Raw genomic sequence first — 12338 nt, 5'->3', positions numbered from 1 at the left:
CTTCTGTATCTTCGCAGTTTGTGGACTGGTGAAGCCGAAAAGCCAAAGTGGAATCCGGCACGACCTCAACAATTGAAGGAAATTCTAGTGAACGAAGACAAGATCAGGAGCCAGTGGAAACAACTTGCCGGCAAGCTCAAGGAGAAGTGGGGCAAGTTGACCGATGATGATCTCAAGGTCGACGGCGATAGCGAGTATCTCGCCGGAAAGATCTATGACCGTCACGGCATTGCCAGGGATGAGGCAAACAAGCAGGTCAAGGAATTCGGCCTTGCGTTATAAGCATTGAAGAGCGCGCGGCACTTGGTGTCGCGCTCCTCTTTCGGTACGCGCGTTCGACCTGCTGATAGCAGATGATGTAGGAAGTACGATTGACGTGTTACGGGATTAACGTGGAACGGTAAGGTCTCCGGCACACGCACTTGAGAAGCACCTGGCGGATTGGGACGATGCACCGCGCCATTGCGCCAGTCGGCTGAGCCGTCGGCTCAGCAACTTGAAAGGCGCTCTCCAACTCTGTACGCTGGCGTACGAACGCTCCGTTCGCCGGGCGTTCGCGTTGCAGGAAGCCGGTCGCTTTCCTGGGACTACGGCGCTCGCTTGGTGCTGGGTCTTTCGCATGCCGCCCACGTCAGCCAGCCCCAAACAAAACCATCTCCTTGGCGCGATGCCGGAGACGGAATGGGAGCGATTCGCGCCGCATCTCACTGCGGTATATCTGGGGCTCGGTGACGTCATCTACGAATCGGGCACCGAGCAGCCCCACGTTTATTTTCCAACGGACTCCATCGTGTCGCTGCTGTACGTGCTGGAGGACGGCGCATCAGCGGAAATCGCGATCGTCGGCAACGAGGGACTCGTCGGCATTTCGTTGTTCATGGGGGGCGGAACAACGCCCAGTCGTGCCGTCGTGCAAAGTGCAGGACACGCGTTCCGGATGAGAGCCCAGTTCATTCGCGATGAATTCGTTCTCGCCGGACGCGTGCAGCAGCTCTTCCTGCGTTACACACAAGCGCTGCTAACGCAGATGGGACAGACGGCCGTGTGCAATCGGCACCACTCCGTGGATCAGCAACTGTGTCGCTGGTTGCTGATGAGCCTGGATCGATTGTCCTCCGACGAGTTGACGATGACCCAGGAGTTGATTGCCAACATGCTGGGCGTGAGGCGCGAGGGTGTTACCGAAGCGGCCGGCAAGCTGCAGCGCGCCGGAGTGATCCGGTACAACCGTGGTCGGATCAAGGTCCTCGACCGGCCCCGCCTGGAAAGCATGGCGTGCGAGTGTTACGAAGTGGTCAGAAGAGAATTCGCGCGCTTACTGCCGTGGCAGAACAGCCAGGCCTCGCTCCGTGCGAAGGTCGTTCGCAAGACCACCAGGTCTCCCCTCAGCGATCGCTGAATGCCGATCGCCCACTGCTGATTTCCCGCTCGGGCGATACGCTTTTCCGTGCGCTGCTATGTGCGCTGCTATGTGCGTTGCCGGACAGACGGCACATGCATTTCTGCCGCAAGTTCCTCGCGTCGGCTCGCGTCGAGCGTTTGTTTCGTTGAGATCCAATATCGAACGAATTCTTCCTTTGCCATTCGTTGAGTGGCGCACGGCAGGTCCAGAGAATCCCATGTCAACCAGACGGTGCGCTACTTCATCCAATCGGTTGCTCGACGCTCTGCCGGCCAAGGAGCGGGACCGCTTCTTCGCCGATTGCACCCTGGTCGATCTGGTCGCCGGCAGCGTCCTCTACGAGCAAGGTGATCGCATCCGGTATGTGTATTTTCCGACCGAGAGCTCCATCTCCATGCTCGCAACCGTCGATGACCACTCTACACTCGAAGTGGGCATGGTCGGCAGAGAGGGCATGTGCGGGCATGCGTTGATCCTGGGTGGCGACTTCGCATCACTGCGCGCTTTGACCCAAGGTGCGGGTGCGGCCTGGCGTACGGACACCACGACATTCCGGCGCCATCTCGAAAACCTTCCTGCGCTGCAACCGCTTTTGGACCGATATGTATCTATCCTTCTCCGTCAGCTCGCACAGACTGCCGCGTGCACACGTTTTCATGTCGTCGAGAAACGGCTCGCGCGATGGCTGTTGATGACCCAGGATCGCGCACAGGCGGACTCGTTTGATGTGACACAAGAGTTTCTTGCGTTCATGCTCGGCGTACGCCGAGTCGGTATCACAACCGCCGCCAGCAGCCTGCAGTCGCGCAAGCTGATCCATTACAGGCGGGGCAGCATCACGATCCTGAATCGCGACCGCCTCGAAGCCGCCGCGTGCACATGTTATCGATTCGACCTTGAGGTCTATAGACATGGGATGACTGCGCGCGCGCGAGGCCCGGGATCGTTTCGGCACCAGCGAGCATTGGCTGGGCCAATTCGCACGACGGACGCATAGCGCGAGGTCGTCCATGGCGCATGCAGGAGACACTGCCACCTGGATTCGATGCAGCGCCTAAAACTTTCGAGAAAGCAACGTTCGCTGGCGTACAGACCGGAGACTACTCGCGCGCTAGCCTAGCGTATTGAGATTTGTGTCATCAAGGCACGCCAGAGTGAAGCTCACAATGCACAGCATGAGCAAAGAGCGATGTTTGGGATCCCTGTTCAGTGATATTGAATACATGGCTGAATACATCAGCATTGCACGAGCCTCTCGCAACGTGACGGTGTGGCTAAACTCCAAGGCTGAAATGGTTTGCAGCGGCGCTGACAGAGCGCCAGAACTACCATCAGAATATTTGCTGGGAACGTACGGCATTGGAGCAGACGTTGCCGATATCCAGCAGGACCTGGTTGCCTTTCGAAACGAGCGCGCCTCGAACGCGATCATTTTCTGAGCGGCCAATAGCTGCACTGGCCGCGAGTCAACGTGACGATGGCGACGTCGCGGCGCCGACGGTTTCAAGTCCCAAGCCGCTATGTTGTGCCTCGCACGGACAGAGGTCGTGCGCACTCTGCGCATACGTGTGAACCTGCACTTTCCCTCGCATCACGGCGAGGTATGCCCTGCGCTATCGCTATCGCTTGGTGGTCCACGGGGCATGCGGTCGTGTTGAAGGGAGCCGCGATGCGGATGATCGATGCCCGGAAGCCAAGGCATCTGTTCACGTCCCTGATCGTTCCCTGCTCCTTCCCTGTTGGCTTCGCTGTTCCCATCACAGGAAAGTGACGTCTCCCTGAGGCGAATCTGGTGCCCCAGCTCGCTCACCAGGTGACCGTGACCACGCGAAGCACTTCAGAGACACGGAATACCCTGAAAACTTCCCTGTTCTAGGGAATTTGCGCGCCGAGAAGGGTTCTCACGAATCTGTACCCACCGCCATCATCAAGTTCCGAGACGTCCAATGTTGTCCGACGGAACAACAAGAACCCCGCTAAATGCGGGGTTTTTTGTGCCTATAACGTCCGGTGACGTCCGGTGACAGCCGGATCGGATTGTGAGTAAGATTGTGAGTAGCGGGGAAATACTCACTGGGGAATTACTCACATGGCACTGACCGACACGAAGCTGCGCGCGCTCAAGGCCAAAGCGACCGTCTATCGCGTCGCCGACGCAAACGGCCTCGCGATCGAGGTCCGCACGAACGGCGCTCGACACTGGCGCTATCGCTACGAATCCAGCGGCGGCGACCACTTCAGCGACTTCACCGTAAACCGGACCGGTTGCCGGCCCTGGACAATCTTCTCGACGATGTCCGGCGCGAGCAGCGAGCTGTAGAGGATGCGGGCGACATAGCGCTCGTCGAGATTCTCCGCCTTGGCGATTTCTCGAACCGACGCCGATCGTCCAGCCAGGACCAGGTGGCCCGTGGCTGCCGCGCTGGTGGTAGTCGATCGAGAGTTGCGGTGCGAAGCCCGCGGTGCCGGGCGGCACGTAAATGGGGACGGAGTAGCTGGCACCACCGCCCTCGTCGACACGGAACGTGCCCGGTGTCGCGCCGACGGAATCGGAAATCGTATCGGGAGCGGGGGTCGGCTCGCCGTAAATCAGCGGCGGCAACGCAGGGGTGCCGGTGTGACGGCGGGCGAGACGGGTTGCCCCGGCGTTGACGGTCCGCCAAGCGTGATGTCGAAGCTGGTCAGCGCCACCCCGGCACGCGTTATAGGCGATCCACTGCCCGCCGCGGCGGCCAAAACGAGAACCGAAAAAACGCAACAAATCCACTACGGCCACGGCGCGTGTGCCGCGAACCGACGCAACGATCGTCCCGCTTAGCGTGGCAGGCAAAGAGTAGCCACAAACTCCTGATCAATGGATCGCGGTTACTTCTTCTTAGGAACTGCTGCCACGATTTTGATTTCAGTGACGCCATTCGGGGGAATCAATCGGGCCACTTGGATCGCAGTCCAAGCAGGAAATGGAGCTTTCACGTAACGGTTCTTGACCGCCACGATGGCCGGCATTTGTGTTACGAGATCGGTGTGAAAGCTGGAAATGTCGACCACATCATCCCAGCTCGCTCCGGCTGACTTTAGGATCGATCCGATTTGATCAAACGCGCGCCCATAGGCAACCGTGAGGTCGGTCTCTCCCTCATGTACACCAACTACGACACCCGACAAGTAGATCTTGTCGCCGGTAACTACCGCATCAGCAAACCCCCACTGCTTTTCAATCTGCGCGGTCGAAGGATCGGGGCTCATTAGAACCTTGCCTTCGAGTCGCGCTCCCGCGTGGACGGTTGCGCCGGCAAGCACAGTCAGCGCCGCGAAAACATGAGCGAAATTCATCTTCTTTCTCCTATTTCATTTTTTATGGAAGAGAACGACTCTTGCGCTAATACGAGACAGGCATGCCTCACGGACCGGAGGTAAGACTAACGTAAGTTTCCAATACCTTGCCTAGCGCCGTCTCAGTCGCTGCGCCTTGGCTGTAGGCGACCAGAGATCGAGCGACCGGTTCAAGCGCATCACTTGTATCGACCGCAGCGCGAATCGAGGCAAGATCAATTACAGTCACACCCATGGATCTCATCCGAATTTCTGCTGGAGTGCCGTTAGCGCTTCAAGGGTGACATTTCCTCCGCTAGCCACCGCCACGACTTCGCCCGGTATGCCGGTTCGCAGGGCCGCAGCGATCGATGCTGCACCACCCGGTTCGATGACCAAATGAGCCTCGTTCAGGGTCCGCAGCGTGGCTGTGCCGATATCCGCTTCGCTGACCAACACGATGTCATCGACGAACTGCCGCATCAGCGGGAATGTTCGATCACCCACGCGTTGCACCTTGATTGCATCGGCGATGGAGTTGCTCGGACCTTCAGTGCCAACGATATATCCGCCGCGCCAAGACCGAGCGGCATCATCTTCCAGCTCGGGCTCGACACCGATGACTAGTACTTGTGGTGCCAAGTGCTTGAGCGCCAATGCGACGCCAGCAATAAGGCCACCGCCACCGATCGGAACGAAAACGGCGGCAGGTGGATGAACGCCCCATTGCCGCACAAGTTCCACACCAACGCTGCCTTGGCCGGCGATGATCTCATCGTCGTCATAGGGCGGTACCAGCACACTTCGCTGCTCGCGGGCCAGCTGTTCGGCAAGGGCTTTTCGAGCCTGACTGTTCGGTTCGGCCATCACGATCTCTGCACCCCAACGCTCCGTGGCCTTCACTTTGGCTCGTGGCACATCGGGAGACATCACGATCAGAGCGGACGTGCCCACATCGCGAGCCGCCTTAGCAACCGCCTGGGCGTGGTTGCCTGTCGAATATGCGATCACACCCCTCTTGTGTTCCTCCGCGGTCAGCTGCGACAGTCGCCAAGTCGCCCCGCGAATTTTGAACGAGCCGGTCGGCAACAGGCTCTCCGCCTTCAGCCAAACACGACCTGCGACCGACGTGCGCAGCTGCCCCCCACTCAGCAACGGGGATTGCGGCACCCTTGATGCCAAATAGTCGGTTGCTGCTGCGATCCTGGTCATCAACGGGTGGGGCATGGCGCGAACTCGAGGTGATCGTCTTCGATCGTGAGGGCGATCTTTCCCGCACGTCCACACGAAGCTCGAAGACGTCTGTTAGTGTTCAGTTTGCTGGCGCAAGTGGTCCGTTTCGCTGAGACAGCGTGTTCCGATATCTGAGAATATTCACGATATCGGCTTGACGGCCTGCTGCATCTCGACCCATCGCGCACTCGCCAGCAGAATTGGGGGCCGCATCTTCAGGCTGCAGCGTGACGTATCCACCCTTGCAGGAAAGGTGCGACGTTCGGTAGCAGGTCGGTAAGGGCATGCAACACGATGATCAAGGCGAAGCTGCGTGTACGCGCCCAGAGCACGCCGAACAGGATGCCGGATGGCGAGATCACCGCGACCGAATAAGCCATCGCCCAACTTATGCTCACCGGTGTATCGACGCCCTCCGCGCCAGCGCTGCCGCGCAGATACAGGCCCGGTGCGTGCGCCAGGCCGAACAACAGCGCAGCGATGACCACGCCCGCCACCGGCGAGCGCAGACGGTCAGCAAGACTGCTTTGCAGCGCGACGCGAAACAGAAATTCTTCCGTGATGCCGACTTCAAGCGACAGCCAGACGAAGCAGGCAGGCACTGCCCACACAAGAACGGTCGGCGCAGCGTGCAGCGCGCTCAACGTCATCAGGCCGCGACCGAATATGGCTTCGAACATCAGCATCGCGACACCGATGCCGACCAGCGGCAGCCAGAGTCGCTGCGTGTGCCAGCGCGGCGCGAACCAGTCGCGCATGCCGCCGGTCAGCATGCCAAGAATCAGCGCCGGCACTGCAACCATCGTCATCAGCTTGATCACGAGTAACGTGATGGATAGCAGAGGTTCGGCCTGGACTTCCCGGTGGATCGCTGTAAATCCAAAGCCAAGCACGACCAGCGCGAATACCGCCAGGTAGATCACCATTCCCGTTGCGGCAGGTGCTGCCGACCGCAGCTCGGGAAGTCGTATCTTGCGCGTAAGAAGCACAGCGAGCGCCGGGAATGCCACGCCAAGTATCGCGAACGAGACCAACGCATCCAGCCAAGCGCCCTCGCCACCGCTCACGCTCAAATAGATCAATGCGGCGACGTAGCAGCCCACGTACCCGAGCATGGCGCCTATGCCGTTGGTGCGCGAAGATGAAAACATGTGGATTCCTCTGCGATCTCGTTCGGTGGCGGAGTAGCGGTTTTACAACAATGGCTCGAAGCCGTCTTTGAATATCCTGTCAAAGGAAAAACAGGCGCCCATCTCGGAGGAGTTTCCATGGTAATCAGTGGAGGTCAGGCTTAGTACCGCCGTTGCCGGCGAGTTGGGCATGGTTAGCGGGATGCTGAAGCTCACCATGCCGCTGGCATCGGTCGCGACCTGCTTGCTGCCGAGGTAGAGCTCTGCATGCCCACGGCCACTCGGAGCACAGGCCGCGGACGAGTACACATCAATGCGATCCGTGTAATTCGGGTCGGTCTTCAGATGGCCGGAAACGATGACAGATCCGTTGCTGAACGCCACACCGTCAATCACCGGATAGGGCTGATTGAAATTCGCGTTCGGAGCGAGCTTGATATCCGGCGCGCTGCCATCGTGTGCATCCCCGTTGAAGCTGCTCAAATTGGCTCGCACGCTGTCTCTGGCACCGTTCACGAGTACGCCGCCGCTCCCCATGAAGCTGATGGCATTGCCCAAGGTCGGCGAGTAGCCCGCCTCTTCCGGTGCGCCAATCACATTGAGATTTCCGTCGACCCGCACCGCCCAACCGTAACTCTGGGTGCTGTTGCCCTTCGCATCGAGACCAAAGATGTTGGCCTGAACAAGATTGGAGGCTCCGCCATTGATCCAGATACCCTCAAGGAAATTGGCTGCGATACGATTCTTTGAAACCTCGCAATTGTTGCCGCGCAGTTCAATGCCGTTGCCGTTGCCGGCAGCGCCAGTTCCATCCGCAGCCAGGCCAATCAGATTGCCTTTGATGTAGCACTGCGCCGTGGTGACCGTGTTGTCCATCAACACACCATCTACCGTCGCGTGCGTGATCACGTTGCGCTCGCCGGGCGTATTGCCGCCAATGGTGACATTACCGCTAGCCATGTTCTGCACGAGAATCGCAGCGGTAGTCGCGCCCGTCAGAGGAATACCCGCCACAGTACCGCCGAATTGATTGCCCGAAATCTTGTGATCGGATCCGCCCGATATCGAGATCTGGTCGTAGAACCCGCCGAAGGCGATGCCGCTCAGCGTGAGCCCACCGGTATCCACGTGGAAGGCATCGATTACAGTGCCTGGCGTCTCCTCCTCGAGGATGACGCACAGCGTGGCGTTGAACGCGTTCGGATCGCTGTTTTGGCTGGCGAGGGCATTGTCCTTGTAGCCATCAATGATGACCGGCTGATGGACTGGCAGCGGCGTTTGCAGCTTGATGATCGCGGGGCAGGTCGGCAGCGCAAAGGTGATCGTATCGACGTCTGGGTACTTGTTGGCGAAGGTGAGCGCGGCACGTAACGAACCCGGTCCGCTGTCGTTGGTATTGGTCACCACGGTTGTCGGTGCGACGGTAAAAAGCGATTCGAGCGCACCGCGATCCGGTACGCCACCTACAACGCGCGCCCCCGATTGCATGTCGGTGGCCGGGTACGGAATGATACCGACCGGAAGGCCCGAGTTGACCGCGGTGGAGCTCGGCAATAGGTTGTAATTGGCCCCAGCGCCTGCAATCGGATTCATCCACCTCGGATTGTCCTGCGGGTTGGCGGAGAGTGTGGCGAAATCCTGCACGGTGGCCGGGCCATCATGATTGAAGATGGTGTTGTAATACAAGCTGACATCCGGCGGCGTTCCGCTGTTGGAATAGTCATGAAAATGCAGTGGGGCGAACGTCCCGTAGAGCTGGTCGTTCGGCCAGAAAATGCTGTTGTAGATGATTACCGGGTTTTTTGCACCGGAAAAATCGGGCGACACACAGAAGGACTTCCCGTTGGAAGTGTCAGCGCTGACAAAACCGAGGCTCGCATCGGCCGCACCATTCAAATCGATTTCCACCTCGCATTCGGACGACTGGGTCTGCTGCAGATGATCGAAGACCGTATTGACGATGCCGACCGAGCCTTTGTTGGTCCAGAACGTTACCGGCGTGTATTGGTCGAGATGCGGGCCGGCAGCGCTGGTCAGATTGGTGAAACGCGACTGGCGCACGATCACGTCGCCGCTGCTGCCGTCATTCTCGTTTCCGGCATTAAGCGACACATCGATGCCATGCGTGAACGTGATTCCTTCAACCGTGATGCCGGCCTTGGGCGAACCACTCAGCTGCGATATTCTGATTGCGCCATTCCCACTCAGATCCAGCACGGTATTGGCCGGATCGATCTGCCGCGTATTGGGGGTGCAGCTTGCATCGGTGTAACCGCCGGCCAGCGTGATCGGACTGGTCGGAACAAGATCGAGATAACCAACGCTGTAAGACGAACCCTGCATCAGATTGATCGTGAACGGCGTGTTCACCGGTTGTGATTGCGATTGAATCAATGCACTGTACAACTGCGCGCTGTTGGTGACGCAGACTGATGCGGCATGGACGGTCGGCAGGGCGCAAACCGCCGCTACGGGCAGCGCAAACCACGACCGCAGCAGAGCAGTTCGAGAGTGGGTTTTCATGCGAATTCCTCGGTGAGTGGTGGTCGGCGAAACATCGCCATCACTGATCAATACGAGGTTCGCGCGAGAACCGGACATGCGCGCCATCGCGTCGCCGCCACTTGCCAGGATCGCATTGACGCGTCGCCTGACTTGCATGAACATGCCGGACGCACCGGCATTGAAGCGAAGCGCGCATGCACCCGATGGATCCCGAGCGCTGGCAGCAACTGCGCCCCTTGCTCGATCGTGCTCTCGATTTGTCGGGTGCCGAGCGCGAAACGATGCTGGCGGCATTGCACGCATCCGATCCGCACATGCACGCCGATCTGCTGCGCCTGATCAGCGGCGCGGCACGATCCGGACTTGCGGACGGACAAAATGCCACGCAGCTCGCATCCTCGTGGCTGCAACCCTCGATCAACGCCGAGACGACGCTGGATACTGAACGCATCGGCCAGCGCATCGGGCCGTATCGGCTCACACGCTTGCTCGGCGCTGGGGGCATGGGCGCGGTCTATCTGGCCGAGCGCAGCGAAACCGGATTCGACCAGCAGGTCGCGCTGAAAGTGGTGCGTGGCGCCTTCGCCACCACCGCGATTCGCGAACGCTTCGAACACGAACGGCAGATTCTCGCCGGCCTCTCCCATCCGAATATCGCGGCGCTGTTCGATGGCGGGCAAATACCGGACGGTGGCGCGTATTACACGATGGAATACGTCGATGGCAGCGCCATCACGGAATTTTGCGATGCGCATGCCGATACGGTCGCCGCGCGCGTGCATCTGCTGCTCAGGGTCGCCGCCGCATTGGCGTATGCACATCAGAATCTGATCGTGCATCGCGATATCAAGCCCTCCAATGTCCTGGTCACGTCCGGTCGCGATGTAAAACTGGTCGATTTCGGCATCGCCAAACTACTCGATGCATCGACAGGATCGGTGATGACGCGCGCCGGTATCGGCCCGATGACACCGGAATACGCGGCACCGGAGCAATTTCGCAACGAGGCCATCACTGTCGCGACCGATATCTATCAGTTCGGCGCATTGTGCTTTCGCTTGCTCAGCGGGTGCCTGCCGTATCGCGCCGATCCCGACAACAGCCTTGAGTGGGCGCGCGCCGTCACCGAACAGGAGCCGTTGAGATTGACTCAAGCGCGCGCGTTGCGCGCTGCCGATGTCCACGCCACGCTACAAGCGCGTGCTCGCAAGCATCAACTCACGCGCGATCTCGATGCGATCGTGCGCAAGGCACTGGCGAAGGCTCCCGATCAGCGCTATCGCTCGATGGATGGCATGACCGCCGACCTGCAGGCGTTTCTCGATGGTCACCCGGTCAGCGCGCGCCACGCCGGGCCGCTGTACTTTGCGTGGAAGTTCATCACGCGTCGGCGTTATGCCGTCGCCGCAAGCCTGCTCGCCGTCGCCGCGCTGCTCGTCATCGGCACGGCGGCGTTGCACCAACGCTATCTGGCCGGACGCGAAACAGATCGCGCCACGCGCGAAGTTGAAGTGCATACAGTGACGCGCGCGATGTTGACCGACCTGCTACGCGCCGGCCCCGCCAGCGCAACAGCCAATCGCCCTACATCGGCTCTGCAGGCGCTGGACCAGGGCACAGAGCGCACGTTGCACGCATTGCAAGGCAACCCGCAGCATCGCGCCATCGCCAGCAGCGTATTAGCCGAGAGCTATCTTGATCTCGGGCACGCCCAACGCGCTCAGTCGCTATTACAAAATACTCTCACGACGCTAGCTGACGAACCAGACAGTCTGCATTTGGAGCGATTGCAACTGGAATTGCTCCTAGCACGTGCTGCAGCTGAACAAGGTGATGTGGACATTGCGCGACGCGAACTCGCGGCAGCTGGCACCATGATTGACACTTTATTGCTGCCGTCTGATGCACCGGAACGTCTTGCAGCCCAGTTGGTTCAAGCTGTAATGCTTATGCACAAAGGGACTGCAAGTGAAGCGCGCGAACTGACAAATCAGCTATTGCGCGACTATGACGTTCCTGGTCTGCGCGATACCCTGGAGTTTGCACAACTTTTACGCCTCAATGTCTATGCGCAACGATTCGTCGAACCCGATGATGTCCCTAAACTTGAGCGATCATGGCGCATCATCGCCGCACATTATGGCGTTGAAAGTCCAGCGGCACTCGCGGCGCAACGGTTACTGCTCGGCGATAGCTTGACACATCGCGCAGCCGATGCCGACGCAGTGCTGGAACACCAGGAATCCGTTGTGCGTGACTCCTTCGGTGATCTCTCGCCGGACTATGCAGATATCCTGGATTTGCGCTGCGCAGATGCGGCGCATGCCGGGCAACACGAGCACGCTGAAGCGTACTGTCGACACGCCCTGGCCATACGCGAAAAGGCTACCGAGCCTGACTCGGTAGATCTTACAAATGCACGCGACAACGAAGGCGCGGAGCTCATGCGGCTTGGTCGACCCGCTGAGGCGCTGGCGCAGTTCGAGCTCGTCCTAGATGCGCGCAAGAAAACCCTCGGGCCGACGCATGTGAATGTGTTCGTGGTACAAATCGAGATTGCTCAGATTCATTGCCAATTAAACGCGATTGCCAGCGCGCTCACTGAGTTTGAAAAGGCCATCAGCGGCCTTAAAACTGGCTATGGTCCAATGAGCGCAGACGAAGCAGTTTACGCGGCACGTCTCGCAACGTGCCTGCTCGACTGGAAGCGTTTGTCGCTCTGAGCACGGCCTGGATTCTTCGTTGCGCCCCCGTGC

The 12338-nt window shown here is 59.4% G+C and carries 10 protein-coding genes and 1 pseudogene; 6 read left to right on the top strand and 5 right to left on the bottom strand.

Going from position 1 to position 12338, the window contains the following annotated elements; translation table 11 throughout:
* Window positions 1-87 precede the first annotated feature (87 nt).
* From ABD002_RS05150 to ABD002_RS05130, 5 genes are all read left to right on the top strand, one after another.
* Complete coding sequence (locus tag ABD002_RS05150) at window positions 88-282, top strand: CsbD family protein (protein WP_343787870.1); 195 nt, start codon at window positions 88-90, stop codon at window positions 280-282.
* Between the two features lie 214 nt (window positions 283-496).
* Window positions 497-1399 (top strand): Crp/Fnr family transcriptional regulator, encoded by a 903-nt coding sequence (locus tag ABD002_RS05145; protein ID WP_343787868.1) that lies wholly within the window; start codon window positions 497-499, stop codon window positions 1397-1399.
* Between the two features lie 220 nt (window positions 1400-1619).
* Window positions 1620-2399: a Crp/Fnr family transcriptional regulator gene (locus ABD002_RS05140; RefSeq protein WP_343787866.1), complete on the top strand. Its 780-nt coding sequence runs from the start codon at window positions 1620-1622 to the stop codon at window positions 2397-2399.
* Between the two features lie 178 nt (window positions 2400-2577).
* Window positions 2578-2841: a hypothetical protein gene (locus tag ABD002_RS05135; RefSeq protein ID WP_343787864.1), complete on the top strand. Its 264-nt coding sequence runs from the start codon at window positions 2578-2580 to the stop codon at window positions 2839-2841.
* A gap of 650 nt (window positions 2842-3491) precedes the next feature.
* A complete protein-coding gene (locus tag ABD002_RS05130; protein ID WP_343787862.1) occupies window positions 3492-3722 on the top strand; it encodes an Arm DNA-binding domain-containing protein in 231 nt (76 codons plus the stop codon).
* Between the two features lie 54 nt (window positions 3723-3776).
* On the opposite strand, the pseudogene ABD002_RS19645 reads toward ABD002_RS05130, so the two are convergent.
* The 5 genes and pseudogenes from ABD002_RS19645 to ABD002_RS05110 form a co-directional block, all read right to left on the bottom strand.
* Window positions 3777-4169 (bottom strand): annotated as a pseudogene (locus tag ABD002_RS19645) (SpvB/TcaC N-terminal domain-containing protein); the annotation flags it as partial.
* Window positions 4170-4267: 98 nt separating this feature from the next.
* Complete coding sequence (locus ABD002_RS05125) at window positions 4268-4735, bottom strand: Rid family hydrolase (RefSeq protein ID WP_343787860.1); 468 nt, start codon at window positions 4733-4735, stop codon at window positions 4268-4270.
* 240 nt (window positions 4736-4975) lie between these two features.
* A complete protein-coding gene (locus ABD002_RS05120; RefSeq protein ID WP_343787858.1) occupies window positions 4976-5941 on the bottom strand; it encodes a threonine ammonia-lyase in 966 nt (321 codons plus the stop codon).
* 221 nt (window positions 5942-6162) lie between these two features.
* The gene (locus ABD002_RS05115; RefSeq protein WP_343787856.1) at window positions 6163-7098 is read right to left on the bottom strand and encodes a CPBP family intramembrane glutamic endopeptidase; all 936 of its coding nucleotides are present in this window, start codon (window positions 7096-7098) and stop codon (window positions 6163-6165) included.
* A gap of 42 nt (window positions 7099-7140) precedes the next feature.
* A complete protein-coding gene (locus tag ABD002_RS05110) occupies window positions 7141-9744 on the bottom strand; it encodes a right-handed parallel beta-helix repeat-containing protein (RefSeq protein ID WP_343787854.1) in 2604 nt (867 codons plus the stop codon).
* 41 nt (window positions 9745-9785) lie between these two features.
* Between ABD002_RS05110 and ABD002_RS05105 the strand changes: the two genes are divergently transcribed.
* Window positions 9786-12305, top strand: coding sequence for a protein kinase domain-containing protein (locus tag ABD002_RS05105; protein WP_343787852.1), 2520 nt, complete (start codon window positions 9786-9788; stop codon window positions 12303-12305).
* Window positions 12306-12338 lie beyond the last annotated feature (33 nt).

The sequence above is a fragment of the Dokdonella soli genome (assembly GCF_039523175.1).
Lineage (GTDB): Bacteria > Pseudomonadota > Gammaproteobacteria > Xanthomonadales > Rhodanobacteraceae > Dokdonella_A > Dokdonella_A soli.
The sequence above is the reverse complement of the archived record's forward strand: the minus strand, read 5'-3'. Positions and strand labels throughout refer to the sequence as shown.

Bases quoted from the DNA above. Each gene is read 5' to 3' on its own strand.
- ABD002_RS05140 (WP_343787866.1), top strand. From the start codon at position 1,620: ATGTCAACCAGACGGTGCGCTACTTCATCCAATCGGTTGCTCGACGCT.
- ABD002_RS05135 (WP_343787864.1), top strand. From the start codon at position 2,578: ATGAGCAAAGAGCGATGTTTGGGATCCCTGTTCAGTGATATTGAATAC.
- ABD002_RS05130 (WP_343787862.1), top strand. From the start codon at position 3,492: ATGGCACTGACCGACACGAAGCTGCGCGCGCTCAAGGCCAAAGCGACC.
- ABD002_RS05125 (WP_343787860.1), bottom strand. From the start codon at position 4,735: ATGAATTTCGCTCATGTTTTCGCGGCGCTGACTGTGCTTGCCGGCGCA.
- ABD002_RS05120 (WP_343787858.1), bottom strand. From the start codon at position 5,941: ATGCCCCACCCGTTGATGACCAGGATCGCAGCAGCAACCGACTATTTG.
- ABD002_RS05115 (WP_343787856.1), bottom strand. From the start codon at position 7,098: ATGTTTTCATCTTCGCGCACCAACGGCATAGGCGCCATGCTCGGGTAC.
- ABD002_RS05110 (WP_343787854.1), bottom strand. From the start codon at position 9,744: ATGTTCATGCAAGTCAGGCGACGCGTCAATGCGATCCTGGCAAGTGGC.
- ABD002_RS05105 (WP_343787852.1), top strand. From the start codon at position 9,786: ATGGATCCCGAGCGCTGGCAGCAACTGCGCCCCTTGCTCGATCGTGCT.